24 protein-coding genes are annotated in these 25,977 nt (G+C 66.3%); 12 read left to right on the top strand and 12 right to left on the bottom strand.

What is annotated here, in order from left to right; genetic code table 11:
* On the top strand, nucleotides 1–1,262 hold a 1,262-nt coding region (locus EV647_RS43460), incomplete at its 5' end, for a sensor histidine kinase (protein WP_255517920.1).
* The gene (locus EV647_RS40145) at nucleotides 1,259–1,906 is read left to right on the top strand and encodes a response regulator transcription factor (RefSeq protein WP_238177632.1); all 648 of its coding nucleotides are present in this window, start codon (nucleotides 1,259–1,261) and stop codon (nucleotides 1,904–1,906) included. The genes EV647_RS43460 and EV647_RS40145, both read left to right, overlap by 4 nt.
* 168 nt (nucleotides 1,907–2,074) lie before the next feature.
* On the opposite strand, the gene EV647_RS40140 is transcribed toward EV647_RS40145, so the two are convergent.
* A complete protein-coding gene (locus EV647_RS40140; RefSeq protein ID WP_134012691.1) occupies nucleotides 2,075–3,085 on the bottom strand; it encodes a YafY family protein in 1,011 nt (336 codons plus the stop codon).
* 54 nt (nucleotides 3,086–3,139) lie between these two features.
* Here EV647_RS40140 and EV647_RS40135 point away from each other — a divergent pair, with 54 nt between their 5' ends.
* Both EV647_RS40135 and EV647_RS40130 read left to right on the top strand, forming a co-directional pair.
* Nucleotides 3,140–4,270: an epoxide hydrolase family protein gene (locus tag EV647_RS40135; protein WP_134012689.1), complete on the top strand. Its 1,131-nt coding sequence runs from the start codon at nucleotides 3,140–3,142 to the stop codon at nucleotides 4,268–4,270.
* Nucleotides 4,271–4,687: 417 nt separating this feature from the next.
* Nucleotides 4,688–5,038, top strand: a complete 351-nt coding sequence (locus EV647_RS40130) for a hypothetical protein (protein ID WP_134012687.1) — start codon at nucleotides 4,688–4,690, stop codon at nucleotides 5,036–5,038.
* Nucleotides 5,039–5,229: 191 nt separating this feature from the next.
* On the opposite strand, the gene EV647_RS40125 is transcribed toward EV647_RS40130, so the two are convergent.
* Nucleotides 5,230–5,469, bottom strand: coding sequence for a hypothetical protein (locus EV647_RS40125; protein WP_134012685.1), 240 nt, complete (start codon nucleotides 5,467–5,469; stop codon nucleotides 5,230–5,232).
* A gap of 511 nt (nucleotides 5,470–5,980) precedes the next feature.
* Here EV647_RS40125 and EV647_RS40115 point away from each other — a divergent pair.
* Nucleotides 5,981–6,334 carry a hypothetical protein gene (locus EV647_RS40115; RefSeq protein WP_134012683.1) on the top strand — a complete coding sequence of 118 codons (354 nt, stop codon included), beginning with the start codon at nucleotides 5,981–5,983 and terminating at the stop codon, nucleotides 6,332–6,334.
* On the top strand, nucleotides 6,331–6,963 hold the full coding sequence (locus EV647_RS40110) for a hypothetical protein (RefSeq protein ID WP_134012681.1): 633 nt from the start codon (nucleotides 6,331–6,333) through the stop codon (nucleotides 6,961–6,963). The genes EV647_RS40115 and EV647_RS40110 overlap by 4 nt, the downstream gene beginning before the upstream one ends.
* 8 nt (nucleotides 6,964–6,971) lie before the next feature.
* On the opposite strand, the gene EV647_RS40105 is transcribed toward EV647_RS40110, so the two are convergent.
* From EV647_RS40105 to EV647_RS40065, 8 genes are all read right to left on the bottom strand, one after another.
* On the bottom strand, nucleotides 6,972–7,508 hold the full coding sequence (locus EV647_RS40105) for a class IV adenylate cyclase (RefSeq protein WP_134012679.1): 537 nt from the start codon (nucleotides 7,506–7,508) through the stop codon (nucleotides 6,972–6,974).
* Between the two features lie 1,459 nt (nucleotides 7,509–8,967).
* Nucleotides 8,968–10,587 (bottom strand): TIGR02391 family protein, encoded by a 1,620-nt coding sequence (locus EV647_RS40095; RefSeq protein WP_166680550.1) that lies wholly within the window; start codon nucleotides 10,585–10,587, stop codon nucleotides 8,968–8,970.
* A 190-nt stretch (nucleotides 10,588–10,777) separates the two neighbouring features.
* On the bottom strand, nucleotides 10,778–11,515 hold the full coding sequence (locus EV647_RS40090; RefSeq protein ID WP_134012675.1) for a hypothetical protein: 738 nt from the start codon (nucleotides 11,513–11,515) through the stop codon (nucleotides 10,778–10,780).
* Nucleotides 11,512–12,399 carry a hypothetical protein gene (locus EV647_RS40085; RefSeq protein ID WP_134012673.1) on the bottom strand — a complete coding sequence of 296 codons (888 nt, stop codon included), beginning with the start codon at nucleotides 12,397–12,399 and terminating at the stop codon, nucleotides 11,512–11,514. The genes EV647_RS40090 and EV647_RS40085 overlap by 4 nt, the downstream gene beginning before the upstream one ends.
* Nucleotides 12,389–14,200 (bottom strand): hypothetical protein, encoded by a 1,812-nt coding sequence (locus EV647_RS40080; RefSeq protein ID WP_134012671.1) that lies wholly within the window; start codon nucleotides 14,198–14,200, stop codon nucleotides 12,389–12,391. Before EV647_RS40080 ends, EV647_RS40085 begins: the two co-directional genes overlap by 11 nt.
* Nucleotides 14,197–15,177 carry a PD-(D/E)XK motif protein gene (locus EV647_RS40075; protein WP_134012669.1) on the bottom strand — a complete coding sequence of 327 codons (981 nt, stop codon included), beginning with the start codon at nucleotides 15,175–15,177 and terminating at the stop codon, nucleotides 14,197–14,199. The genes EV647_RS40080 and EV647_RS40075 overlap by 4 nt, the downstream gene beginning before the upstream one ends.
* Nucleotides 15,174–17,738, bottom strand: a complete 2,565-nt coding sequence (locus EV647_RS40070) for a Z1 domain-containing protein (RefSeq protein ID WP_134012667.1) — start codon at nucleotides 17,736–17,738, stop codon at nucleotides 15,174–15,176. The genes EV647_RS40075 and EV647_RS40070 overlap by 4 nt, the downstream gene beginning before the upstream one ends.
* A gap of 105 nt (nucleotides 17,739–17,843) precedes the next feature.
* Entirely contained in the window at nucleotides 17,844–18,326 is a 483-nt protein-coding gene (locus EV647_RS40065) for a very short patch repair endonuclease (protein ID WP_202876484.1), read from the bottom strand.
* A 176-nt stretch (nucleotides 18,327–18,502) separates the two neighbouring features.
* Between EV647_RS40065 and EV647_RS40060 the strand changes: the two genes are divergently transcribed.
* Nucleotides 18,503–19,621 carry a DNA cytosine methyltransferase gene (locus EV647_RS40060; RefSeq protein WP_134012665.1) on the top strand — a complete coding sequence of 373 codons (1,119 nt, stop codon included), beginning with the start codon at nucleotides 18,503–18,505 and terminating at the stop codon, nucleotides 19,619–19,621.
* Nucleotides 19,622–19,732: 111 nt separating this feature from the next.
* The gene (locus EV647_RS40055; RefSeq protein WP_134012663.1) at nucleotides 19,733–20,707 is read left to right on the top strand and encodes an aldo/keto reductase; all 975 of its coding nucleotides are present in this window, start codon (nucleotides 19,733–19,735) and stop codon (nucleotides 20,705–20,707) included.
* A 41-nt stretch (nucleotides 20,708–20,748) separates the two neighbouring features.
* Here EV647_RS40055 and EV647_RS40050 read toward each other — a convergent pair whose 3' ends face one another.
* Nucleotides 20,749–21,612 (bottom strand): LysR family transcriptional regulator, encoded by an 864-nt coding sequence (locus EV647_RS40050; RefSeq protein ID WP_134012661.1) that lies wholly within the window; start codon nucleotides 21,610–21,612, stop codon nucleotides 20,749–20,751.
* A 60-nt stretch (nucleotides 21,613–21,672) separates the two neighbouring features.
* On the opposite strand from EV647_RS40050, the gene EV647_RS40045 reads away from it, so the two are divergent.
* A complete protein-coding gene (locus EV647_RS40045; protein ID WP_134012659.1) occupies nucleotides 21,673–22,668 on the top strand; it encodes an aldo/keto reductase in 996 nt (331 codons plus the stop codon).
* Between the two features lie 83 nt (nucleotides 22,669–22,751).
* Nucleotides 22,752–23,072, top strand: coding sequence for a nuclear transport factor 2 family protein (locus tag EV647_RS42380; RefSeq protein ID WP_166680549.1), 321 nt, complete (start codon nucleotides 22,752–22,754; stop codon nucleotides 23,070–23,072).
* On the opposite strand, the gene EV647_RS40035 is transcribed toward EV647_RS42380, so the two are convergent.
* Nucleotides 23,069–23,956, bottom strand: a complete 888-nt coding sequence (locus EV647_RS40035; RefSeq protein ID WP_134012655.1) for a LysR family transcriptional regulator — start codon at nucleotides 23,954–23,956, stop codon at nucleotides 23,069–23,071. The genes EV647_RS42380 and EV647_RS40035 overlap by 4 nt on opposite strands.
* Before the next feature lie 471 nt (nucleotides 23,957–24,427).
* Here EV647_RS40035 and EV647_RS40030 point away from each other — a divergent pair, with 471 nt between their 5' ends.
* Nucleotides 24,428–24,844 (top strand): hypothetical protein, encoded by a 417-nt coding sequence (locus EV647_RS40030; protein WP_134012653.1) that lies wholly within the window; start codon nucleotides 24,428–24,430, stop codon nucleotides 24,842–24,844.
* A 505-nt stretch (nucleotides 24,845–25,349) separates the two neighbouring features.
* Nucleotides 25,350–25,922: a GNAT family N-acetyltransferase gene (locus EV647_RS40025; RefSeq protein WP_134012651.1), complete on the top strand. Its 573-nt coding sequence runs from the start codon at nucleotides 25,350–25,352 to the stop codon at nucleotides 25,920–25,922.
* The last annotated feature ends 55 nt before the right edge of the window (nucleotides 25,923–25,977 follow it).

The raw sequence follows: 25,977 nt of genomic DNA, 5'->3' as shown, positions 1-25,977 counted from the left end.
GCGCGTACCCGGACGGTTCTGCTGTTGACCGCAGCGGGTACGCGGGCGGTTCCGCGGCGAGTTCCGTCGTACCGCTGGAGTTGTCGTACGGGGGTGAAGTGGTGGGGACGCTCGAGGTTGGGGTGCGGTCGGGCGAGTCGGGGTTGTCGTCGGCCGATCGCAGTGTGCTCGGACTGGTCGCCGTACCGCTGGCGGTCGCGCTGCATGCGACGCGATTGTCGGCGGAGTTGCAGTCGTCGCGCGAGAAGCTCGTGTCCGCGCGGGAGGAGGAACGTCGGCGGTTGCGGCGGGACTTGCACGACGGTCTGGGGCCAACGCTCACCGGCGTCGCATTCTCCGCGGACGCCGCCGCGAACCTGATCACCACCGACACCTCGCAGGCTGTCGAACTGCTCGCCCGGTTGCGCTCCGACACCCGGTCAGCGATCGCCGACGTCCGTCGTCTGGTCGAGGACCTGCGACCCCCGGCACTCGACGAACTCGGCCTGGTCGGAGCACTGCGGCAACGCGCGGATCAGCTGTCTTTCCGTGCCGATGGAGCAACGCTCCAGGTGGAGGTCGCAGCCGAGGGATTGCCGACATTGCCCGCCGCGTTGGAGGTCGCCGCGTACCGGATCGCAACCGAGGCGCTGACGAACGTCGTACGGCACTCGCGGGCAACCTCCGCCGTACTCACCCTGCGCTGCGGGACCGCGTTGGAGATCGAGGTGACCGACGACGGCCCACCAGGCGAGAACTGGCGGCCCGGCGTCGGCATCCAAGCAATGAACGAACGAGCCGCCGAACTGGGCGGCACCTTCGAAGCCGGCCCAACCGCCCACGGCGGCCTCGTCCGCGCCGTCTTCCCCCTCCCGACTTCCACCACCGACACCCCGATCCACTCTCGCGACGCCATTCCCGCCCAAACTCCCGCGGCCTCCGACACAGACTCGCCCGCCGCCCCCTCTACCACGGGCACCCCCGCCGCCCACGCTTCCGCCGACGGGCCCGCCGAAGCCGACGCCTCTGCCACGCGCACCCCCGCCGCCCACGCTTCCGCCGAAGCCGACGCCTCAGCCGCGCGCACTCCCGCCGCCCACGCTTCCGCCGACGCGCCCGCCGACCCCAAAGCCACGCGCACCCCCGCCGCCCACGCCTCCGCCGACGCGCCCGCCGACCCCAAAGCCACGCGCCCTCCCGCCGCCCGCAGTTCCACCGACGCGCCTGCCGGACCGAGTCCCGCAGTACCGTCTGCCGAGGCTTCTTCCTTGGAGTTGCGGTGATCCGGGTCGTGCTGGCCGACGATCACCCGGTGGTTCGGGCGGGGTTGGAGGCGCTGCTCAGTTCATTGCCCGGGATCGAGGTTGTCGGGGTCGCCTCGACCGGACGTGAAGCGATCCGCGAGGTCGTCACGACCCGCCCCGACGTCGCCGTACTCGACCTCCAAATGCCCGACCTGGACGGCTTCGCCGCCACCCGCGAACTGGCCCGCGCCGCACCCGAGGTCGCCGTCCTCGTACTCACCATGTTCGAAGACGACGACTCGGTCTTCGCCGCCATGCGCGCCGGTGCCCGCGGCTACCTCGTCAAAGGCGCCGAACAGGAGGAGATCGCCCGCGCCATCCGAGCCGTAGCCGCCGGCGAAGCCATCTTCGGCCCCGGGGTAGCCCGCCGCGTCCTCACCTTCTTCGCCGCCCCGCCACCGACCGACCCGTTCCCCGAACTCACCACCCGCGAACGCGAGATCCTCGACCTCCTCGCCGCCGGCCTCTCCAACCCCGCGATCGCCACCCGCCTCGACCTGGCCCCGAAAACCGTCGCCAACAACGTCTCCACCATCTTCACCAAACTAGGCACGGCAGACCGAGCCACCGCCATAATCCAAGCCCGCAACGCCGGCCTAGGCGTACCTAACGACAGGACGTAGTCGACCAACCGCCCCTCGCGCCCGCCCGAGCCCCTCTCCCATTCCGCGGATCTGCCGACTACCTCCTGTCGTTAGGCGCGCTCGACGTACCTAAGAACGGGTGGTCCCCCCGATCCCGCCCTTCTCCCCGGCCCGCCCCCTCCTCCGCTGCGCTCCAGCTCGCGACCACTACCCGTTCTTCGGTACGCCGATCGCCTTCAGATAGCGCTCGCCCACGGTGCGAAGGTGGTTGACGAGGGCCGGCGGGCCGTCGACGTGGAAGTCGAGGCCGAGCATGCCGATGTAGACGGCGATCGTCTCGAGCGAGTCGGCGCCCGTGACCAGGATGCAGGTGTCGTCATCGACGGATTCGACGATGCCGACGGCTGCGTGGATACGGGACAGGACCTCCTGCGCGGGCGCGTACACCGTGATGCGGGCATGCACCTTCCACCCCGCCGACGCCACATCACGCAGTACGAAATCGATGTACTCCCCGTCGGCCATCGGACGCGGCTGATACCGCCGCCCCGTTGCCATCCGCAACGACATCCAGTCGACCCGGTACGTGTGCCAGGCGCCCTGCTCGTCCCGCGCGACCAGATGCCAGTACCCGTGCCAGCTCACCAACCGATAGGGCTCGACGAGGATCGGCAACTGCTGCGTGACACTCGATCCCGCCTTGTACAGCGAGACGCCGTCCGGTACGACGTACTCGAAGCGAAGGTAATGCTCGTCCCGGATGCACGCCGCGATCGTCGACAGTACAGCGGGATCGATCTCGGGAGCATCGACGTTCGAACGCGTGTTGTCGGGGCCCTTGTCCATCGCCTTGTTGATCGCGTTCACCTGGCGCTGCAGACGATGCGGGAGTACCTGCTGGAGCTTGGTCAGCGCGCGAACGCTGCTCTCCCCCATCCCGACAACGCCCGCACCGGTCCGCAGACCGACCGCGACGGCGACTGCCTCCTCGTCGTCCAGCAGCAGCGGTGGAAGCTTCGCGCCGACGCCGAGCTGGTAGTGGCCGGCCGGACCGCGCGTCGCATCAACCGGGTACCCGAGCTCGCGCAGCCGGTCGATGTCGTTCCGCACCGTCCGCGTCGTCACCTCGAGCCGCTCGGCCAGCTCGGAACCGGTCCACGCCGGACGCGTCTGCAGCAGGGCTAGCAGTGCTAGCAAACGCTGCGAAGTCTCGAGCAAAACGATCTCCCAATTAGGAATCTAATGTTCCTATACGGATTCTACGGTAGAGCCATGAACACGAACGAGAGCATCCGGCCCTTCACCGTCACGATCGCCCAGGCCGACCTGGACGACCTCAACGCCCGCCTCGCGCGGACCCGCCTTCCCGAGGCCGCCCCGGGCGACGACTGGGACCTCGGCACTCCGAACCACTACCTCCGCGAGATGGTCGACCGCTGGCAGAACGGGTTCGACTGGCGGGCGCAGGAGGCGCGGATGAACGAGTTCCCGCACTACCTGACCGAGATCGACGGGCAGACCGTGCACTTCATCCACGTGCCGTCGGAGGTCGAGGGCGCCACCCCGCTGCTGCTGACCCACACGTACCCGGGTTCGTTCGCCGACTTCCTCGACATGATCGGCCCGCTCACCGACCCGGTCGCGTACGGCGGATCCGCCGAGGACGCGTTCTCGGTCGTCGTACCGTCGATCCCCGGCTTCGGGTTCAGCACGCCGCTCGCCGACCGCGGCTGGACGATGGCGCGGGTCGCGCGGACGTTCGACACGCTGATGCGGCGGCTCGGGTACGAGTCGTACGGCGCGCACGGGTCCGACGCCGGCGCGATGGTCGCCCGGGAGCTCGGCGTACTGAACCCACCCGGATTCCTCGGACTGCACGTCCTGCAGCTGTTCTCCTTCCCGTCGGGCGACCCGGCCGAGTTCGAGAAGTTCACGCCGGCCGACTACGCCGCACTCGAGCACCTGAAGTGGTTCCAGTCGGTCGGCGGGTACAACGCGATCAACTCGACCCGCCCCCAGACCGTTGCCGTCGGCATCTCCGACTCACCGGTCGGGCAGCTCGCCTGGAACGAACTCTTCAACAACTTCGGCAACGGCACCAGCCTGGTCACCCAGGACCAGATCCTCACCGAGGTCTCCCTCTACTGGTTCACCAACACCTCAGCCGCAGCCGGCCGCTACCACTACGAAGAGGCCAACTCCGGCGCCGAGCCCCAACTCAACCACGCCCCCACCGGCGTCGCCGTCTTCGCCGACGACTTCAAGACCATCCGCCCGCTCGCCGACCGCGACAACACCAACATCGTCCACTGGTCCAACTTCGACAAGGGCGGCCACTTCGCCTCCCTAGAACGCCCCGAAGAGCTCACCGCCGACCTCCGCAAGTTCTTCCACAACCTCTGACCTTCGTCACCCGACCAAGAGGGAGCCCGGAGCGCCAAAGCGCCCCGGGCTCCTTTGAGCTCCACCCATCTGGAGGGACGTCCGGGCAGAGCCTCCTCCACCGGCAAACACACCCCCAGCCGGCGCTCATCCCCCACTCACCCACCTCCGAAGCTACGCCCACCCAACCCACCCGACAACACCCGTCACCCCCTGTGGATAACTCCTCTCCCGAACAGAGCGCCGCTCATATTCTGCTGAGAACGTCCACAAACCGGGAAGGACCACGATGGACTCCGAGGAAGCGTCATACCTGCTCGCCGACGGAGAACGCGTCCGCTGGAACCTCGACGACCCATCGATGATTCCGATGTCAGACCGAAGCCCAAGCAATGACGAGGTCATTTAGTCTGGGCGAAAGCTAGTGAGGGAGTTCAGATGTCGACGGAGACGCCGCAGGACCGGCCCAATGGTGACCGGGTCAATGTGATCGACACGGCCACCGCCGCGCACAACCTGCCTCGGATGCTCCAGCGGTTCCGTGCAGGTCAGGCTGAGCCACTGATCTTCGGCGACGAGGGCCAACCAGAAGGCGTGGTCGTCCCGTTCGACCGGTGGGAGCAGCTCGAAGAGCTGGCAGCCGATGCCGAGCAGGCCGCAGAGATTCGCGAGGTCACTCGGCGGCGCTTGGCGACCAACCGCGTCGAGGACTACGTCTCGGCCGACGAACTGGCCGAGGAGTTCGGGTGGAACCTCGACAGCGACAACGAGCCGCCCGCCTCGCGATGACCGCGAAATACCACCTGATCATCGATCCGGAGCTCTTGGACGAACTCCGTGACCTCTACGCCCGCGCCCAGGCAGAGCCTAACGGTCCGGCCGCCCAGCAGTTCGAAGCAGTTCGCCTCGGATTAAGCGCCCTGCGTGAGGGCCGCGAGGCCGAGTTCGCAGGAGAGCGCCTAGGCCGCTCTGACGATCATTCAGATCTTCGCGACTGCGCGGAGATCAAGATTCCTGTCGTGCAGGAATTGAACAGGCGCGGCCAGCCGATGGGTCCCTCGCACAGGATGACCTACCGAGAGTTCGAAGGCCCAACCGAATCGCACCTCCCGGTACGGCAGGTTGTCGCTTTTGCTCCTCGCAAGGACGGCGAGATCTTCGACGTGACCGCCGCCCGGCTCGGACGATCCAAGGGCGTCGCCCTCGACGAGCTTGACCACCTCCCGACAGTCCGTCCGGCAGTTGGCCCTGGCAAAGAGTCCGGCCGTCCCGTTACACCGCCCCGCATGCCGCTACCGGCCGACCTGGCCCAAGCATTGAAGGCCATGGAGGGACTTCCCCCACCCGGCACCTCCGGACCACAAACCACCCACCCGCCGGCAGCCCAACGCCGCCCACCAAACAGAGGCCCATCCCAGAGCAGGTAACCAGCTCTGGGCAGCCGTCAATCGAACCGCAGGGTGCCGATCGTGGTCAGATCGATCCCGTAGCGCGCAAAGACCTTGATTGTGTTCTCCCCAGTCAGCCGCGACTCATCGATGCCAAGTGCCCCAGCCACCTCGACAACATGCCCACGCGAGTCACCCTCGATCTCCAGGTACGGCGGGATCTGAGCGAGCTGGCCAACGAGTCCGAGTTCAAACCAAGGTAGCGCCCTGTGGATAACTCCCCGCCTCGCCAGCGTCGACTTCCTATTCTGTAGAGGACGCAGCAACCACCGGAAGGACCTCGATGAACTCCGACGAAACACCGCACATTCTCGCCGGCGGTGAACGGATCTGGGTGATCGGCCCGTCCGCCGCCGCCGAGCACCTTCCGCAGATGCTCGAACGGTTCCGCTCGGGCGAGGCCGGCCCCTTCATCGTCGGCGACGCAGGGCAGCCTGAAGGCGTCGTCATCTCCTGGGACCTCTGGCAACGCCTCGCCGTACTCTCAGCCGACACCCTCGAGTTCGACCACGTGTACGACATCGCCCGAGAGCGCCTGGCCGACAAGGAGCCGTCCGTACCACTCGAGGATGTAGCGGCAGAGTTCGGTTGGGATCTCGACGAGCCGATCGACGACTCTGACCTGCCGAAGAAATGACCGCGCGGTTCCGCATCATCATCGACCCTGAGCTCCGGCGGAAGATCGGGATCCTCGAGCAGGCCGCGGCCTCGCGGCCCGACAGCCTCCGCGCTCGAGAACTCCAAGCGCTGAAACTCGGCCTCCGAGCACTGGCAGGAGGGCGCGAGGACGACTTCGACGGCAAGCGTCTTGGGTACTCTCCTGGCCACCATGACCTCCGGGACTGCGCCGAGATCAAGCTGCCGGTCGTTCCCGAGTTCCGTTACGGCCAGGACCTCGGTCCGTCACACCGCTTGCTTTACCGGGAGTACGAACCCGAGGACGGCGGACTCCCCTACCGCGAGGCCCTCTGCTTCGAGCACCGTGGAGACGGCCTCCCTTTCGGGGTGGCAGGCACTCGCCTCGGGCGTGAACTCGGGCAACCCGTCCCCGAGCTTGCCCACCTCCCCAACCACCGTCCCACCTTCCAACGCGGTGCCGCCGAACCCACCGGCCCACCCCGCCTCCCCCTCCCACCCGACCTCAGCAAAGCCCTCGCCGCAGCCTCGAACGTGGCCCCCGCCCACGGAGCCGTCACCGCGCAACCCTCCACCCAGCCGCCTTCAATCAACGCCCACCGCGGCATCCCGCCCGGCAGAGAGCGCTAGTCAATGCTTCATTCGGCGAACCGGAGCTCGCGGATCGCGCCCAGATCGATCCCATAGCGGGCGTACACCTTCGCGGTGTTCTCACCCCTGAGGTCATCTTCGGGAACACCCAACATGCGACCAACCTCAACGACGTGTTCCCGAGAGCGCCCCTCGATCTCGAGGTACGGCGGAATCAAGGGCCACCAGTCGAGCTCCAACTGAGCGCCGGCAAGCTCGAAGCTCGTCCGCCGATTCTCCTGGTACGACTTCGGTTCGAACCCGATGCGCCGCAGCAACTCGTTGGTCGCCTCGAAGTCCCCGACCACCACCTCGGTCTCCGTCGTACCGTCGATCCCGTCGTGCGCGATCTCCTTCACCGTCAACGTCACCGCCGTACCGGTGTCGCGCAACCGAATCCACCGCGACTGGTCCCCAGCCTCAATGTCGTAGACGTACCGCCGCATCAAGCGATCCCCGACACGACGCCCACCCAGCGAGAGAATCTTGCCCGCCACCTCACCCGGATCGACGCCCAACACCTTGGCCTCGAACTCGATCGGCATCTCACTCCCCTCGGCGCCGTACTTCGCGCCAACTTTCGAAACTCGGTCTCCCGCAGGGCGAGAATCTCTTCGCGAAGGTCACTCCGGAAGAACTCTTCCACAGGGAAGGCAAGATCCATTCGCTGGATGCAGACGCCCACCTGGAACGTGCCTTGACGATCCCGATAGAGCCGCACACCGTAGCAGCCCTCCTCACAGTCCGTGCTGTCATGGAATCAGCCACACAAAGCTCACGTCGGTCCACACCGCGACAGCCCTCGCAGCAGGGAGCACCGCCGCCGATCTGTGCCGGACAATGCATGCAGTGCGCAATCGGGAGGGATCGTGGGCAGAAAGTTCGTCGTACTACGCGAGGACGGAACTGAGGCAGTTCTCGAAGAGGTTGCGCCGGACGAGCAATACCTTCACGACCGCCTGCGCAAGTCACCGGGTCTGCTTCTGATCGAGGACATCGGACTCGACGGTCCGCTGCTCGTCGTCGGGCAGGAAGTCAGTCTGGCTTCCGGGCGCATCGACCTCGTAGGTCTCGCCCGGAGCGGAGATCTACTTCTCGTCGCTCAAGACCGGTCCACAGAACCCGACTTCCGCCACGTGCTCGCTCAACTCGTCGACTACGGCAGCGACCTGTGGGGCTGTCGTTGGACGAGTTCGACAATGCCGTCGTATGACGCTATCTCGCAGGCAAGTACTGCACGGCCCACCCTCCTGAAGGGCGCTAGTTGTCTCGAAGATGCGAGGAAGTCCGTTTGGCCTGGCATGCACGAATCAGAGCCAGACGGCTTCCGAACTCGCCTGACCGAGTGCTCGCCACCCGGGACTTCCGCTTCGTCGCTGTGGCGCAACGCTTCACGCAATCGATGGAGAACACCGTCGCTATCTGAACCAGTCCATGAAGCGAGGCAAGCTCCACCTCGTAGAGATGAGCAGGTACGCCGATCACTCTGCTGACGTCGGGGTCGCCGGTTCTCAGCGCGTACGGCGGCCAACTGATCGCACGTCCAGAGCGCCAGGCAATGGATCCCGCTGCGCGAATCGACGAGGCACAATTCCTCAAGTCGATCACGGACGCAGACTATCGTGAACCGCTCCAGCGGGTCTTAATTCGTGCAGAGTGAGCGGCCTGACGTTCAGCTGGGGTGTACGCGGAGCCTCTAACCTTGTCCATCGGTTGGGTGTTCCCATCGACAGCAACAACCGGTCAGGTCTGTCCGACCTCACACTGGGCTACGACGCGGCAGCCTGGCCACCAGACCTTCGGTCAAGGACCACGTCGAGCGGTACGCCGAAGAAGCGCTGCGGCTCGATGGTGCGGCACCAGCCAAAGCCAAGTCCGTGATCGTGGCAACCTTCGCGCCGTTGTCCGTGGTGAGTCGCCAGGACAAACTCGTCGAACTGATCACCGACATGGTCGCCTCGGTCGACAACCAAGGAATCTCGCCTGACACCGGCGGGCGATTTGTCAGGCGCTGCTGTCCGAGGCCGCGGACGACTCCAGGGCCCGCTCCAGATGTCGATACAGATGCGACAAGATGCTCAGCGCGTCCAAACAGTCCTGATAGGTCATCGCCTCGGTCTCGATCAGTAGAAGCTCTTCCTCATGGGCGACCGGGTTGCGGAAGGCGGTCACCACGCCGTGCGAAAGCTTCCACTGGCCTTCACGCATGTTCCTCAACGTCTTGATGTCGAACCCGACGTCGGCATAGCGACCGGCCACGTCTATCTGCGGGACCTCGTCGGCGTCTTTGACCTTGAATGCCTCGTTGACGATGGCGGACGCCTCCCGCCCACCGAGGCCGGTGGCCGTTCGGATCTCGTTGACGAACCGCTTGAGCGCTTCGGACAGTGCTGCATGGAAGAGGCCCGACTCGTAGTACCGTTCGGACACTCTCTTGATGGCAGGGTGCAGATGCCTCCAGTGCAGGTCTGCGTAGTCGGGAGCGATCGTCCGGAGACTTTCGAACAGCACATTTCGATCTCCGTCGTCAAGCGCCGAGTCCGGGGACGTCAAGACCGAAGCGGCTCGCCCGACAGCCTCCCGCTCTTCGCTCCGGATCGATCCGACCCACCTGTTCAGATCAACCCCGTGATCCGATTCGATGCGTTCCTCGGTCGCCTTCTTCCGAGCCGCCCTGCGCTCGTGCGAGGCCCATCGCAGCAGACGCTGAAGATACGTGTTGAGATCGGCGGTCAGGTCGCTGTCCCAGCTGATCGACCGCCGATCGGTGGCGATGACGTCTGCTGCCCCGTCGTCTATGTAGTCGACGTCGAGATATCCGGTCAAGTACGAGAACGCGTAACTGGACTCCGAGACGCCGTAGAACTCCGGCTCGTTCGCCAGCCTGCCATGGGCGTACAGAGCGACGCCGCGTTGCTCCGCGGGGACCGGCTTGGCCGCGGCGACGATCCGACCTCTGATCTTGTCGTTCGGCACCTCGGCCCGTAGATCGACAGGGAGGTCCTCCGGGATGCGCCATTCGACATCGGTGTCGATGGAGTTCAAGCGCGAGTCACGATCGACAGGCCGTTTGAGACCTGCCGCATCGATGACCTCGATCTCGAAGTCTTCGTCGAGGTATCCGAACAGCCTGCCCAGGCTCTGTGCCAACTCGCGTGCGTTGACGGGTGTCCTGCGATGTAGCTTCGTCAACTCCACGGTTGTGCCGTGCGTCTCGACCGACGCGGCACGAGAGGAAAGCGCTGGGTGGTACTCCGTCCCGGTGGCGTGCTTGATGTCGGACCAGCTCAAGGCAACCTGCAGCTCTGCGGACTCGCCGTGCCGCTTGGTGGTCAGCAGGATGGTCTCGCCGATGCCGAACAGGGCCAGCTTTCCCAAGCCCTTCTTGCCGGCGACCACGCGGCGTCCCGACTCTGAGCGCCCGTCGTCCTCGGCCCGCCGATTACGACCGATTCGAAGGTACTTGTCCTGCAGATCACCGAGCCCCATGCCATGACCGTTGTCCTCGACGACGACAGCTCGGCCGTCGTCGTCGTCCCGAAGGAAAACTCGCACCTTTGTCGCATCGGCGTCGTACGCATTCGCAATCAACTCGGCCAAAGCGTTCGGCAGATGGGAGTACATCTTGTACCCCAGGTGCTCGATGGTCAGCGGATCGAACTGCAGGGTCAGCGGAGAACTCACCAACATCGTCCTTTATCGAGGCTCACGACGGCCGGTGCAGACCGCATTCGAACCAGCCAAAACTATCGAACCCGGCCAAGTACTGCTCCGAGATCAGGCGTGTCAGGCGCCCTGTCGGAATCCCTGCCGTTCATTCCGGACCAGGCGGCAGGCGTCGGATGCTTGCGACCGATTCACCAACCAGATATGTGCACCACTCGATCAGGGTTCGATCCTCGAGCGCACGGACGTCGACGAATGCCAGGTGACGAAGAAGCCGCTGCGACACGTCCCGGATCACGCGGCGTCGGGGAATGCCGGCCAGATCGCTCTGAACGAGTGCTCTGGCAATACTTCGAACCAGGCGCGGATCGCCGCCGATCGCGCGCCGCTCGAGCAGTTGGTTGAGATCGCTTTCGGTCAGCAGTCCGAGCAACTCAGGGTCCGACTCGAACACCACCGCTTGCCACCACAGCCGAGACCAGGTGTGTCGCGTGAGGTCGGACGCCACCCAACGTTCTACGTTTCCGACACCGAACCGCCAGCACGTGACCTCTGGGAGTGGCACGAGGGCGACGAACGACCAGATGGACCGTGTTCCGGCCTCCGCCCAGGTGATGTCCATCAGCCCGCGGATCAAGGGCGCGCAGTTGCGGTCGAAGGCGATCTTCGACGCATCCGGGACGGCGTTGGGGAAGCCATGGGACACCGCCAGGTCGGCAACCTCCTGCGCGAGACGGCCGACTTCGGAACCGTCTACGCGCTCTCCCACCGGCGCGTACACCTGTTCGGGATGATGCGCCGCGGTCCGAAGTTCCGATCCGGCCCGCACTTTTTCGTACTCCTCGAACGCCACGGGCTCAGGAAGACGAGGCCACAGCACGCTCATTCGAACATCCTTCCTTGCCCACCGGCCCGCACAATGCCGGCCAGTGTCGACCGGAACCTCGGCAGGTCCTGAGCGCCTGATGGCTCGCGGAGCTCGCCAGCCTGCGCGAGACATCGGCTCAGGACGTCTCCGACAGTGTCCGTGGGCCAGCCGTCCCGGTCGGACAACTCGTCGCGGTGCACGACCGCCAATTCGAGCAGGAGCTCTGCCACGCCGTGAGCCAACTCGTCGACGAGGGCCTGTTGGCGGGCCGTCTTCGCCCCACGCTCGACCGCCTTCATCAGTTCACCGTCCAGGCGGTTCAGAAGCAGGCGGAACGTTCCCATGAAGGGCGCGTGCAGATCAGGCGAACCCTCGAGATGCCACGACGCCGACGGATGCAGATTGGTGTGACTGAAATCGACACCGTGAACGGGGAACATCGACATCGTGCCCTCTAGGGCAACCTCCGCCCGATCGTCGCAGAGGACCGATCCAGGCAGGCGGGCGATACCGGGCACACGGGAGTCCGGAGCGTTGGCAATGGAGATGGTGGTTCGGACCCGCAGCACACCACCGATCCTGTCCCCCGGGAGAACCGCCTCGAGGACGTACGGACTCGAGCTCGCCAGCCAGATCGGTCGTACCGATTCGCTCATCTGAGACGTGGAACTGGTCCATGAGACGGTTGCCACCAGGCCGACCTCGGCGGGAAGCTCGGCCTCGTTCCGTAGACGTTCCTGGTCCACGGTGACGAGCCGACGAATCATCAGGTCGGTCCCCGAGTCCCAGCCTTCGAGGACATCGGGCAGGACGATCGATTCGTCGCCATCGGCTAGTTGCCAAGGTTGCCACGACACACAGCCAGAGCTCGGCACCAGGTACGGGCGGACGTCAGCTGCCATCGGCGGCGCCCTCCGTGATCCTGAACCGAACGACGGCGTCAGGGACATAGGTCGCAAAGACCCACCAATCAGGCGAATCCCCGGAGCGGACGACCACCTCCGGCCCGTCGACACCGCGATCGTCCTGAGTCCGCCAACCTGTCACCGAAGGAACGGCCGCGCCGGCCGGCGGAGCGGATTCGCGTCCGCCACCCTCGACCACGACGGCAACCTCGGCTCTGACCGTACGGTCCGACGGCAGCGGCGGAACATGGACCTTTGCCACCAGATGCAGCTTTCCGCCATGCCGGAGGAGATTGGGGCCTTCGACAATGCGCGGCGCAGCACGGCCCGATCCGCCGGACCCACCCGACGATCGGCTCGTACGGGCACCCGGGCCGGTCGCGGCGACTGAGGGCAGCAAAGACGCCAATCGGGATGACAGCGCGCCGAGGCCCTTGGCCTGTCCGCCTGTGGCCCCTTCGCCCAATCCCAGGTCGCTGTCGACAGTCTTGACCACGAAGTTGCGCGCGCCTTGCACAACGCCGCGCGCCGTACCGCTGAGACCCTTCTCAACCCAGCTGTCGTGCGTGGGTGGCTCGGACGAGGCGAAGAACTCGTCCGACTCGAGCGTCGATCTGAACACCCCTCCGTACCGCAGCAGCTCGTCCGGATGCGCGTTCGTCGGCAGGTAGTCGACCACCAGTTCTGCGACACGCATTCGCGCGATGTGATGCGCAGGCCCCTCATAAGGCTTGGCCATCTCTATGACGTCGTCGACCGATCTCGAGGTCGTTGCGGCAGCGACAGTCAACGCGAGCCGACCGGCGTCCTTCGGAGCCACCGTGCGTCGATAGGCGTATGCGGCGCCGGCCCGAACCTTCTCGAGGCTCTCGACGAACGGCCGCAGTTCGGAGACCGACCGTGGGTCAGGAACCTCCAGCACCTCACCGTCGATCTCGACCGAGAACCGCATCGGCGGAACCGAGTCGACCTCCACCGCCTTCGGCCAGAGGTGCCACAACATCGAGGAAGCGAGGAAGAGGCCGGCCTCCTGTACCGTTCGCGGCCGAGACTCACCAGCGCCGTCCGACGTACCGAGATCGGCAGCGATCAGGGCGACGTCGGTCCCAGTCGCACCGTCGTCGAATCCTGGCAGGCCGAGTCGCCCGGCCAGGTCATGGGCCACCGACCCGACGTACGGATCCGGAATGCTGTCCGCCGCGGTTTCGCCCCACCAGTGTCTCCCGGTGTATCGCTGGTCGTCGTCGTACCAGCTGTTCCCGAGCGCCGCGCCCATGAGTCGACGATCCCCCTGAGAGGTCAGCGTGTCGACCAGGATCGCGGACGTCCGCGACAACCGGTAGAAGATGCCCTTGCCGAAACCATAGGTCCCGCCGCCGAACTCGTTGTCGTTCGGCTCCCCGACGTTCCTTAGGAACTGCACGAAGTCGGCCTTCTCGTTGTCAGCCGGCCTGGTTCCCGCCCGGAGCGGACCACCGAGGCCACGGGTGCCACGGTCCGAGACGACGAGCAGGACCGCATCTTGTGCGATGAGCGAGTCGAGGGGAAGCTCGGCGGCACCCTTCGGGCCGGGGAGAATCAGGTCCCGCCAGGCGGCCGTGCGCGAGCCGAGTGTCGTGACGCGGATCCGGAAGTCGACCTGACCGTCGTTTGCGCGGGCGTCCCAGCTGTTCTGCGCGGCCTCGCGGACAAGGACTGTCAGCGGGTCCAGCAGCGGTCGCCCGAGCTGCTTCACGATGCCCTCCGCAGCAGCGGACCCCTCCGGCGCGAACGGTTGCGACCACCATCGCGTGCTCATGCGACCGCCTTCGTCGCGAGTTCGGTCAGCGACGCCATCGTCGCGTGCGGAACGAGTGCCGCCCTGTCGATCGAGTACTCGACCCGACCGACTCCGTCCGGCGAGTTGCCGCCAGCGAACGAGTTCCGAACGATCCGCGGGAATTCTGCGGAGACCGGTACGACGCTGACCGGTCCGATCACGTAGCGGGAGTTCACCCCAGGATCCTCGTCGCTCCAGCCTGCCGAGAGCAGTCGCCCCGCGAAGGTGTGGAGGTCAGCCACGACACTCCGCAGGTCCGCCACGAGGTCCGGGATCGTGCGCCCCTGTGGGTCCTCGGCGATCGTCAGGACGGCAAGGTAGAGGCATTTGCCGTCATGAAGCTCCAACTGTTCGAGTCCGTGCACACGAACCGCCTCAGAGATCGTGCCGGATGCCTTGACCTCGACGCAGGCCGACGTGAGTTCGAAGTCGTGCGGCTCGAGCAGTGGGCCACGCCAGCTGTCGACATTCAGACTCGCCTGGACGGCCAGGAGCTCCTGAAGACAGGCGAGTTCGGCGAACAGACCGCGGCGCGCTTCTGCGGTCAGCCCACGCACGACGGCCGTCCCGAACAACCGACGCCAGCGCCCAACCACCTCGAGCGTCGCCTGCCGTGCGTCAGACGAGCCCTGCACTGCGTCGACGATGTCCTGTACGACACCGTCGAACTCGTAGTAGAGGTCGGATCGGACGCAGCCGACATCTACGTACGACTGCTCGGTGCCACCGAACACCAGGTGATGCTCTTCGACCGTCAGGGCCGACCCTCGTTGCGACTGCACCGCGTCGTTCTGCTCGACCGGCACAAGCACGTGCCTGGCGCCGGTCCGGTCGACGGCGATGCGACAGTTGGTCCGGCCGACCTGTGGACCAAGCGGAAAGGACATGTATTTCCGGTGATCGGTCGGCGGCGAGAGTACGGCCCATCCTCGACTCAGCAGGTCGCGTGTCGTCATTGCTCTGCGCTCTCGGTGTCCGTCTCGATGGCCTCGTCGAGGTCGTCCTTCTCGACATCGGTGAGGTCGACCGCAAGGTGGGTGGCAGTCACACTGTTCTTCTCCGCCGGCTGTCCAGGGAAAACCAGACCGACGCCGATCACGGTGCCGACTGCAGCGAGGGGGCGCCGAGGGCTCCTAGGATCGGACTCGGAAGTCGGCTTCTGCACGGGATCACTGCGCGCGTCGATCGGATAAATCACGAGTAGGCCGCGGTCGCGGAGCCCGGGATCGGCGTCGCGCAGGTCCTTGAGTTGTGCTTCCGTCTTGGCGTCACCGACCGGAATCGAGACGTCCAGCACGCGATCCTGCCTGCTCATAAGGGTCTTGATGTCAGCACGGCCAGGCTCCTCGTCGTTGAGGCGGGAACGAATCACAGAGGCAACCTGCACGCCGCTCCCGAGGTCCACCATCGTCTGCCCCGTACCAGGAACAACACATACCGACCAGCGCGACAGGCTCGGCGAGTCGGATTCGAGCTGGCGATCGATGTACTTGTTGAGTAGCGCCGCATCCATGTCCGGCGAGTCAGGGTGTACCCGATAGTTCGAGAGGAAACGCTGCACCACAGGTGCCGGAACGTCGCGCAGTACGACGGCCTGCCCTTTACGGTCCTGTGTTCCGTGCCTGACCGACTCCTGAATCAGTGCACGGGTCGCCTCGAAATTCGCTCCCAGCCAGTCCGCGTCCTCGGTGTAGAAGTACCGGGTCTGCAGGCGGCTCCCGGCGTACGACACCTCGGCCGGCTGCGCGGCGCCCATCTTCGCGGTGATCCGGAGGGACGGGTGCGTGCGGATCCGTACCGCGACCTCGGTCGGCGTCAGATCTTGTCGCTGGTACCGGTCGATGTCGTCCCGCATCTCGTGTTCGACAGTCGCGAGATGCCTGAATGCAGCTGCAAGGCTGCTCGTCATCCAGATTCGCGGCAGCTCCTCGTAGCCCGTCCTATAACCGAACCAACGGCCCATCTGCAGCAGGGTGTCGTAAGCCGTCGCGCCTCGCACGAAGAGGCTGACGACCAGCCCTTCGAGCGTGAGCCCTCGGGACAAGGTGTTGCCCCCGACCGCGATCGCGACGACCGGCCCCTGGCTGTAGTCGAGACGGTCCTGACTGCGGTAGTTGTCGAGCACCACCGCGGTCTCGTCGACCACGGCACGTAGATAACGCAGCACGTCGTCGAATGTCAGAGCCTCGCGGCCCCAGTCCGTCGACGGGACTCGAACGTATTCCTGCTCCCAGAGTTTGCGCCAGTCCGCGATGTCGGTGTGGTCGCCCCGCGCGAGCTGCCTCAACGCCTGCCTGCGGAGCCCGAGCAGTGGATCCTTGAACGACTCGTGCACGTCGATCTTCACCGACGTGTGAATAAGCATTGTGCTGTGGCCGAAGTCGCCCCGGGCCCGTCGGGCGGCGGTCGCCAGCCAGAACCAGCGAACGGAATCTACGACGCTCTCGGTCATCTCGGGCTCGAACTCCGCAGCGGGCATCTTTCCCACCGGCCTGAGCATCGGGACCTCGTCCTCAGACACGATTCGGACCATGTCGTAGCCGTCCGGCGCTGCGCCCTCGCCCTCACCTTCGACCTCGTCCCGGCCGAAGATCATCTCGGGTCCGAAGTAGCCCTCCGGTCGTGGCAGGTTCAGGATGAACGACTTCGGATAGAGATCGTCCTGGTTCGGCGCGATGAACACGTTCGCGAACGGCGTGGCCGTGTACCCGATGTAGGTGCACTTCGGCATCAGCTTGAGGATGCGCCTGATCAGTGGGTTGATCTGCGCCGTCGCCACAGAGGCCTGATCCGCCTCGTCGTCGATGACGAGCACCGGAGCTGCCTTCAGCGCCTCTCGACTGTTCTGGGTGTCGAGCCATCTCACGACTCGCTTGAGCACAGCCGCGTTCTTCTTCGCGACGATCAAGACCGGCTTGCTGGAGCTCAGCAGGGCCGAGGCGTGATGCGTCGGCACAACGAAGTCGGTCGACTCGTCGGTCATGGTGAACCACTGGTCGGCGGTCAGATTCTTCAGCAGTTCGTCGAGCCTCACCTGCGTCTGACGTCGGAGTCCGTTGTGGATGCCGGACAGGACGATGATCATCTTGTACTTGACGTCCGCGAGCTTCGCGATGACGCCCGTGAAGTTTGTCGTCTTTCCGCTCTGGACATATCCCACGACGAGGCCCTTTGCGTCCCAAGTAGTGAGATCCGGGCGCGGCGTATGTGCGACCACGGTGCTCGACGCTCGATCGACAGAATCGATGCGGTCCGCCGGCCAGTTCTGCCGTTCGAACTCCCGTCGCAGTGCCGGCCAGTGGAGGTCTGCGTCCGTGGGACCGCTGTACCAGGCGTTGCGACCCGCTGCGATGACGGGAGGCCCACCGGCCTGGACCCGAACCAGGTCGTCCTCGAACTGCTTGCGGAACGTCTCCGCGAGTTCGGGCAGCGATCGTTTGAACCGATCGGCCGCCGCCGCTGCTCCGTGTGTCCTCGCGAACTCGGCGAACACTGCGTACAGCTCTGGATCTGACATGCTCCGCTCCTGCGGTCGATAGCGTTGGGACGCTGTGCGCCTGAACCTGGAGCCACCTGCTCCCCGAGGTCCCCCGGCGGCTATATCGCGACCGACGACCGAACGTTACGTACGGTCACCCGAGTTCCTCTCGGTAGTCAAGACCCCAACGACGCGTTGAGCCGCCACATCCGGGTCCTCGTGCTCCCAGATCCGCAGAACGGTCCAGCCCGCATCGCGCAAGTAGGCATCGGTCTCACGATCACGATCGACGTTCTTCCTGAGCTTCTCGGCCCACCACGCTCCGTTGTTCCGTGGGCTGGTGCCGTGCTCGGGACATCCGTGCCAGAAGCAGCCGTCGACGAACACCACCACATGTCTCCCAGTAAAGGTGATGTCTGCCCTCCGGCGCGGCAGGCCGGGCAGCGGGTAGTTGACTCGATACCGATATCCGAGGCGGTGAAGGCGCCGTCGCAATTCGATCTCGGGCTTGGTGTCGCGGCGCGCCTGACGCGACATCCTCGCCGAGGTTGTCGGCGAGGTCTCCAGAATTCGCCGGAGCGATGCAGGGATTCCTGTCGCCTCAGCAGTCGAGTCGTTCGTCTCCATTACGCAGTCCAACTTCTCACAGTCTGCGGAGCAGAAGCAGGAATCACCGCAAGTCGACCCCGATGTCAAGTCGTTCCGACCGACAGGAACCGCCACGGCTCCGGCGGTCCCCGCCCTGGCAGGTTGCACGGCGTTGCGAACCGCTCGGCGAACGGCCGGCCCTATACTCTCGCCTCATGACCCGGGATCGGCACGGTCTGCCTGAGAAAGTCGACATGGTGGACCTGTTCGCAGGACCCGGTGGACTCGACGTCGCAGCGCGATGGCTCGGAGTCACCGCAATCGGCATCGAATGGGATCCGAACGCGTGTGCGACCCGCATCGAGGCGGACCTTTCGACGGTCATGGGCGACGTACGTGATCACTCGCCCAGGAAGTTTCGCGGCGCCAAGATCCTGGCCGGTGGACCACCGTGCCAGACGTACACCGTCGCAGGTAACGGCGACGGCCGGCGCGCGCTGGACCTCGTCGTCCGGGCTGCGCGGAGCATGGCATCCGGCGAGGACCCGGAGACCGTACTGACGACCGTCGACGAGCGAACGAGACTCGTGCTCGAGCCATTGCGTTGGGCGCTCTATGCCCATCACTCGGACAAGCCGTTCGAGGCAATCGTTCTCGAGCAGGTGCCCGCCGTACTTCCGGTCTGGCAGACGGTCCGCGAGGTACTGTCGAGCATCGGTTACAGCTGCGAGTGCGGAATCCTCAGAACAGAGCAGTTCGGCGTTCCCCAGACCAGGCGTCGCGCGATCCTCGTCGCCAGACTCGATGCGGAGGCTGCGCTCCCAACTCCTACGCATCGCCCGTTCCGGCGAGACGTTTCTCGTGAGCACGGTGAGCTGAGCCTCAAACCATGGCGGACGATGCACGAGGCCCTCGAGCGACCTGAACCGTTCACAGTTGTCTCCAACTACGGAACCGGTGGAGATCCCAAGAAGCGCGGGCGCCGCACGTCTGACCAACCTGCGTTCACCGTGACCGGAAAGGTCACACGCAACCGCGTCAAGACGGACGGCGCGCCAGACGGCCGACTGACACTCGCCGAGGCAGGCGTGCTCCAGACCTTCCCGAGCGACTACCCATGGTCAGGCCGCGACATCGCCCAACAAATCGGCAATGCGATCCCGCCCCGCCTCGCCGTCCACGTTCTCGCATCGGCTCTCGGCCGAAGGGTGGACGAGGAATCACTCGACAACGCGATGTCCCGAAGCTGGGCCGACGCCAAGACCGAGTCACCGTTGGTCAAGTCGACCGCATTCGCGCACGAACCCTCGCTGTTCTCGGCGAGCGCGGGGTAGGTCCAGCGTCAGTCTGGCCGATGCGCGGGCCGCCTTTCAGAAGCCCAGACGATCAGATCAAGTGGAATCTCCTGTTGGAAGCCCGCAGCCCGAGGAGCGAGGGTGGAGGGTATGGAATTTACTCAGCTTGGGCGTACGGGACTGAACGTCAGTCGGATCGTGTTGGGGACGATGAACTTTGGGCCTCTTACTGAGGTGGGGGATGCGCACGCGATTATGGATGCGGCGCATGACAAGGGGATCAACTTCTTTGATACGGCCAACGGGTACGGGCGGTCTATCTACCCGGGGCGGACCGAGGAGATCATCGGGGAGTGGTTCGCCAAGGACGCCAAGAACCGGGAGAAGACGGTGCTGGCGACCAAGGTGTACGGCGACATGGGGCAGGAGTGGCCGAACACGAGCCGGCTGTCCGCGCTCAACATCCGCCGCGCGCTCGACGCGAGCCTGAAGCGGTTGCAGACGGACTACGTGGACCTGTACCAGTTCCACCACATCGACCGGAACACGCCGTGGGAAGAGATCTGGCAGGCGATGGAGGTCGCCGTACAGCAGGGGAAGGTGCTGTACGCCGGGTCGAGCAACTTCGCCGGATGGCACATCGTTCAGGCGCAGGAGGCGGCGGCGCGACGCAACTATGTCGGGCTGGTGAGCGAGCAGTCTCTGTACAACCTCGCACAGCGTGACATCGAGCGTGAGGTGCTGCCGGCGGCGCAGGCGTACGGGCTGGGCGTGATCCCGTGGTCGCCGCTGCACGGCGGGCTGCTGGGTGGCGTGATCCGGAAGGAGAACGAGGGCGTACGGCGCCTCGAGGGCCGCTCCAAGGAGACGCTCGAGAAGCTCCGGCCGCAGATCGAGCAGTACGAGGCGTTCGCGGACGAGCTCGGGCACGAGCCGGGTGAGCTCGGGCTCGCGTGGCTGCTGCATCAGCCGGGCGTGACGGGCCCGATCGTCGGCCCGCGGACGATGGAGCAGCTGGAGTCCGCCGTACGCGCGGTCGACATCAAGCTCGACGAGAAGTCCCTGACCCGCCTCGACGAAATCTTCCCGGGCTACAAGACCGCCCCGGAGGACTACGCCTGGTAAGGCTCATATGCCGCCGTACACCACCACGTGTACGGCGGCATTCAGGGCTGGACCGAGTTAAGGAACGCGCGTACGGCGTCGCGGTTGTCGGTGCGGCGCCACGCGACCGCCAGTTCCGCAGGTGGGAGATCCGGGACGGGGCGGCAGACCAGGCCGGGGCGTTGGTAGAGACCCGTGTTGCCTTCGGCGAGCAGGGCGATGCCGACGCCGGCGGTGACCAGCTCGAGGACCTCGTCTGCGGCGGTGGCCTCGGCCGCCACGACAGGTGGACCGGGACGGGCGTCGACAGCGAGCCAGAAGTCGCGGAGTGGACCGGCCGTCGCAGGAAGAGCTACGAAGGGCTCGTCCAGGAGCAGCTCGAACGGGACCGATGGGCGGTCCGCCAAGGGATGCTGGGCGGGTAGCGCGACCCAGCGGGGTTCGGTGATCAGCACGCGGGTCGCGAAGTCGGCGGAGATCGGGAGCCAGACGAAGGCGACGTCGCTGGTTCCGTCGGCGAGGCCGGCGGTCGGGTCGTCCCAGCCGACCAGGCGCAGCGAGACCGTCCAGCCGGGGAGCGCGGCGCGGAAGCGTTCGACGGCGGGGCGTTGCAGGTCGCGGCCGACAGCAGTCTGCATGCCGACCACCAGCTGGTTCGGGTGGGCGGCCGCCCGCGCTTCGGCGTACCCGCGGTCCCAGGCGGCGAGCACCTCCCTCGCCACAGGCAGCAAGACCGACCCCTGCGACGTCAGTGTCAGTCCGCGCGGCAGGCGCTCGAAGAGGTCGAAGCCGAGGCGGCGTTCGAGCGCTCGGAGTTGCTTGGACAGGGCGGGCTGTGAAACGAAGAGGCGCGCTGCCGCGGCCGTCACGGTCGATTCCTCGGCGGTCGCGACGAAGTAGCGGAGTTCGCGCAGGTGCGCATCCATAACCAACGGTTATACCAACAGGTCTTGGACCGCGCGGCATCGGCGACCGACGCTGGACTCATGACAAGCACACGCAATCTCGGTGGACTCGACGTACCGGCGATCGGGTTCGGCGCCATGGTTCTCTCCCCCGGCATGTACGGCGACATCGACGACGACCGTGCGGTCGCGGCACTCGACGCGGCGATCGGGGCCGGTGGGACGTTCATCGACACCAGTGACGCGTACGGCGACGACGGGCACAACGAGAAGGTGGTCGGACGGGCGATCCGCGGGCGGCGCGACGAGGTGACCGTGGCGACCAAGTTCGGTCTCAGGGTGCCCGACGGCGCGCAGCCGCATCCGTTGGCGGTGGGTTTCGCGTTCGAACAGTTGCTGGTGAACGCGGAGCCGAAGTACATCCGCGGGTACGCCGACAGCAGTCTGACCAACCTCGGCATCGATGTGATCGACCTGTACTACCTGCATTTCCCGGATCCGCAGGTGCCGATCGAGGATTCGGTCGGCGCGATGGGCGAGCTGGTTGCCGACGGCAAGGTGCGGTATCTGGGAGTGTCCAATGTGACGCCGGACGAGCTCCGCCGGGCGTACGCCGTACATCCGATCGCCGCCGTACAGACCGAGTGGTCGATGTGGCGGCCGATCGATCCGGAGTTGCTCGACGTGGCGCGGGAGCTCGGTGTTGGCGTCGTACCGTGGAGTCCGCTCGGCGCCGGGTTCCTGACGGGCACGGTGGAGAAGTTGGACGATGGTGACTTCCGGAACAATGCGCCACGGTTCGATGCGGAGAGCCTGAAGGCCAACAACGCGTCGTACGCCGCGCTCCAGGCGCTGGCCGCGGACCTCGGGATCAGCCGGAGCCAGCTCGCGCTCGCGTGGTTGCTGCACCAGGATCCAGCCGTGGTGCCGATCCCGGGCAGTCGTACGCCGGCGCACATCGTCGAGAATCTGGCGGCGGCCGACATCACCCTGCACCCGGACACGCTCGAGCGGATCGACGCCGTCCTCACCCGATTGATGCCGGTCGGCGGCACCTTGCTCCAGGACGAGCGGTGAAGGTACTCGCCGTCGCTGCAGTCACGGTGGCACTCGTCGGCTGCGGGGGCTCCAATCCAGGTGCGTCAACTACGCCAGCGCCGGTGGACGTTCTTCCCGCGGCGCAGGCGTACGTGGACGCGGTCAACCGGCGCGACCTGGACGGGCTCGCGAACGCGTTCCACACGGACGGACGGATCGTCGATGTGTCGCGGACGATCACCGGCCAGGACGCGATCCGCACCTGGGCGCGCAACGAGGTGATCGGCGGATCGCTGCAAGTCCTGGAAGTAGTCGAACGACGGCCGACCGGGCAGAAGTTGCTGGTGCGCTGGGCGCCGGCCGGGTCGGACGGATGGCTGGCGCACTACGACTTCACCAGTGACGGCGGCCGCATCCGGGTCGCCAACCTGCAGTACGCCTAGGCGTGGACGGCGGTCGTGGGGAGCATGCCGATGAGTGCGTCGGCGGCCAGGGAGGCGGCGGGGCCGGTGGGGACGGCGACCGAAACCTGCCAGTCGGAGGCGGTGCCGGGGGCCAGGGAGACGGTGACGTGATCTCCGCGTTTGGCGGCGATGCGTTCAGGGACGAGCGCTACGCCTAGGTCGTGGGCGACGAGGGCCAGGAGGGTGTGTACGTCGTTGACCTCGATGGTCACCGGGTGCGCGACACCGGCCGTGGCGAAGGCGCGGTCGGAGATGGCGCGGGCGCCCCAGGTCGGGTCGAAATCGACGAACGACTCCCCCGCGAGGTCGTCGAGAGTCACGCCGGACGCCTTCGCGAGCCGGTGGTCGGGAGCGCAGACGAGGACCATCGACTCGCGCGACAGCGGCCGCAGGTCGAGCCCGTCGACCGGGTCGCCGGCGGTCGCGACGAACGCGACGTCGAGCCGGCCGGACGCAAGTTCGTCGAGCATCGGCGTGGAGCCGCCTTGGCGGACCTCGATCTCCACGCCCGGGTACGCGGACCGGAACTTCGCGAGCAGCGCCGGTACGTCGACCACCCCGAGGCACTGCTCGAGCCCGACCGTGAGGTGACCGCGCAGCAACCCCTGGACCGCGGCGACGGCGTCCTTCGCGGCCTCGGCGGCGGCGAGGGTACGTCGTCCCTCGCACAGGAGCGCCCGGCCCGCCTCGGTGAGCTCCACGCTGCGGGTGTTGCGGACGAACAGACTCGCGCGGAGCTCACGCTCGAGCGCGCGGATCGAGGCGGACAACCCCGACTGCGAGATCGACATCGCCTCGGCAGCCCGCGTGAAGTGCTTCTGCTCGGCCACCGCCACGAAGTGTTCCAAGTGCCTCAGCTCCATGACTAAGAACTGTAGTCGATCGAACCACGACAATTCTGCGGCGCCGCATGTTGGCGGGGGCACCCGTCTCGCCGTAGCGGATCGCCAGGCCATCACAAATGCGCCCATCCGGCTCCCTTCAGGCGGCGAACCGCGCCTGGAGCGCGATTGTGATGGCCTGGCGGTCCGCAACCAACCGACAGAGCGGACGTGAGCCACTCACCAAGCCGGCCAGGGCCGCGAGCCGCGCGCGGCTGTCACGCTCAGGAGGCCGGGGTTGCACCGCGACGATGGGGGTTGGTGAGTGCGGCAGGTCCGCTCGCAGCGGGTGGGAAACGGGCGCGCGCGACGTGGAGGGGCCTGCGAGGTCTGCGCGGCGTGGAAGGACCCGCGGGTCTGCGCGCCGAGGCGGAGCTGGCGGCTCTGCGCGCGAGGGCGGAGCTGGCGGGTCTGCGCGTCGGGGCGGAGCTGGCCCTCGGTAGGGTGTGATTCATGGCGGATGAGGAGTTTCGGGTTGAGGTTGTGCTTGGGAGTGACGAGCACGGGTTGACGGTCTGGGAGCGGTTGCGGGCGTTGGATCTGGATGACGACGCGCGGAAGCGGCTCGGGAGTCAGGTGACGGTGACCCGGGACGGGAACCGGATGCTGATGTACACGCACACGCTCGACGACGCGCAGGAAGCGGAGCGGACCGCCAAGGATCTGGTGGCCGACGAGCACCTCGATGCGACGTACACCGTCACGCGCTGGAATCCGGCCGAGCAGGACTGGACGGACCCGAGCTTGCCGGTCGGCCCGCACGACGCCGCCGGCGACGCCGCGAAGAACGCGGACATGGAGGTCCCGGACCCGCGGTACGTCGTGATGCAAGCCTACAAGCCCGAGTTCCTCCGCGACCTCGGCCTGTAAGACCCGGTCGCCCCACCCCGCAACACCGGTCGCCCACCCGCTCCAGCCCGCAAGGCCGGTCGCTGCTCAGCGGGGGTGTAGCACGTCTGGTTCCGACTCCGCGAGGGCCTGGGGGTCGGCTGGGTGTAAGCGAGGTCGACCTCGCCGTCAAGGAAGTTGCACTGGGCAAGGTCGGCGTGGAGTTCGGCGAGGATGGTGCCGTAGCCCGATTTGGTGGCGAACGCCTGGCTTCCTCGAAGTACGTGCACGCGGTGGCCACATCACCGGCGAACAGGTGGGACTCGGCGAGTGCCTGCAGCGCGATCCGCCGCCGCCGGCCCCAGTTCGCCAAGTTCCTTGTAAGCCCCAGCGCGGTTGACCAAAGCAACCAGTTGGCCGTTCGACCTGGTGTACTGCAGCGACTCGGTAATGCACGCGACGGCCTCGCGGAACTCCCCGAGATGGATGTGGTTCATCGCCTGCACGTTCAGCCCGCGTGGCATCCATGCCCTTTAGTCTGGCAGGCATGGATGTCTTGCTGCGGCCTGTTCAGGAAGAGGATGTGCCGTTGTTCCAGCGGTTCGCGGTCGAGCCGGGGCTGATCGGGCTGGACTGGAACGGGTTCCGGGACGCACAGGCGCCGGTACGGCGGTATGCCGAGGACGGGTTCCTCGGCAAGGACGACGGGCGGTTGATGGTCCGCACCGGCTCCGAGACGGCGGGGCTCGTGAGTTGGCGGACGGGGTCGTTCGACGGGCGTACGCCGTACTGGGAGATCGGGATCGCGCTGCTGCCGGAGTACCGCGGGCGTGGGATCGGGTGGCGGGCGCAGGCGCTGCTGACGGCGTACCTGTTCGAGCACACCGCCGTACACCGGATCCAGGCCGCGACGCATCCGGAGAACGTGGCCGAGCAGAAGTCCTTGGAAAAGGCGGGTTTCCGGCTCGAAGGGGTGATCCGCGGGTGCGAGTTCCGGGCCGGGCGGATGCGGGACGGGTACCTGTACAGCCGCTTGCGGGACGATCCGGCACCGGACCTCGGCAACGGTTCGGTGACGGGATCCGGCACGGCACCTGTTGAGGAACCTCTCGGAGATTAGTCTCGGCGGGTCGCTGCACGCTTACGTGGCGTGGTTCTGCGACGCTGAAAATCTG

The organism is Kribbella sp. VKM Ac-2566, assembly GCF_004366005.1.
Taxonomy (GTDB): domain Bacteria; phylum Actinomycetota; class Actinomycetes; order Propionibacteriales; family Kribbellaceae; genus Kribbella; species Kribbella pratensis.
This window is presented reverse-complemented; position numbering and strand designations above follow the sequence as displayed.

What these genes read in the sequence shown, in the direction of transcription:
- EV647_RS40135 (WP_134012689.1), top strand. Translation starts at nt 3,140, where the DNA reads ATGAACACGAACGAGAGCATCCGGCCCTTCACCGTCACGATCGCCCAG.
- EV647_RS40130 (WP_134012687.1), top strand. Translation starts at nt 4,688, where the DNA reads ATGTCGACGGAGACGCCGCAGGACCGGCCCAATGGTGACCGGGTCAAT.
- EV647_RS40115 (WP_134012683.1), top strand. Translation starts at nt 5,981, where the DNA reads ATGAACTCCGACGAAACACCGCACATTCTCGCCGGCGGTGAACGGATC.
- EV647_RS40110 (WP_134012681.1), top strand. Translation starts at nt 6,331, where the DNA reads ATGACCGCGCGGTTCCGCATCATCATCGACCCTGAGCTCCGGCGGAAG.
- EV647_RS40105 (WP_134012679.1), bottom strand. Translation starts at nt 7,508, where the DNA reads ATGCCGATCGAGTTCGAGGCCAAGGTGTTGGGCGTCGATCCGGGTGAG.
- EV647_RS40095 (WP_166680550.1), bottom strand. Translation starts at nt 10,587, where the DNA reads ATGTACTCCCATCTGCCGAACGCTTTGGCCGAGTTGATTGCGAATGCG.
- EV647_RS40090 (WP_134012675.1), bottom strand. Translation starts at nt 11,515, where the DNA reads ATGAGCGTGCTGTGGCCTCGTCTTCCTGAGCCCGTGGCGTTCGAGGAG.
- EV647_RS40085 (WP_134012673.1), bottom strand. Translation starts at nt 12,399, where the DNA reads ATGGCAGCTGACGTCCGCCCGTACCTGGTGCCGAGCTCTGGCTGTGTG.
- EV647_RS40080 (WP_134012671.1), bottom strand. Translation starts at nt 14,200, where the DNA reads ATGAGCACGCGATGGTGGTCGCAACCGTTCGCGCCGGAGGGGTCCGCT.
- EV647_RS40075 (WP_134012669.1), bottom strand. Translation starts at nt 15,177, where the DNA reads ATGACGACACGCGACCTGCTGAGTCGAGGATGGGCCGTACTCTCGCCG.
- EV647_RS40070 (WP_134012667.1), bottom strand. Translation starts at nt 17,738, where the DNA reads ATGTCAGATCCAGAGCTGTACGCAGTGTTCGCCGAGTTCGCGAGGACA.
- EV647_RS40065 (WP_202876484.1), bottom strand. Translation starts at nt 18,326, where the DNA reads ATGGAGACGAACGACTCGACTGCTGAGGCGACAGGAATCCCTGCATCG.
- EV647_RS40060 (WP_134012665.1), top strand. Translation starts at nt 18,503, where the DNA reads ATGACCCGGGATCGGCACGGTCTGCCTGAGAAAGTCGACATGGTGGAC.
- EV647_RS40055 (WP_134012663.1), top strand. Translation starts at nt 19,733, where the DNA reads ATGGAATTTACTCAGCTTGGGCGTACGGGACTGAACGTCAGTCGGATC.
- EV647_RS40050 (WP_134012661.1), bottom strand. Translation starts at nt 21,612, where the DNA reads ATGGATGCGCACCTGCGCGAACTCCGCTACTTCGTCGCGACCGCCGAG.
- EV647_RS40045 (WP_134012659.1), top strand. Translation starts at nt 21,673, where the DNA reads ATGACAAGCACACGCAATCTCGGTGGACTCGACGTACCGGCGATCGGG.
- EV647_RS40035 (WP_134012655.1), bottom strand. Translation starts at nt 23,956, where the DNA reads ATGGAGCTGAGGCACTTGGAACACTTCGTGGCGGTGGCCGAGCAGAAG.
- EV647_RS40030 (WP_134012653.1), top strand. Translation starts at nt 24,428, where the DNA reads ATGGCGGATGAGGAGTTTCGGGTTGAGGTTGTGCTTGGGAGTGACGAG.
- EV647_RS40025 (WP_134012651.1), top strand. Translation starts at nt 25,350, where the DNA reads ATGGATGTCTTGCTGCGGCCTGTTCAGGAAGAGGATGTGCCGTTGTTC.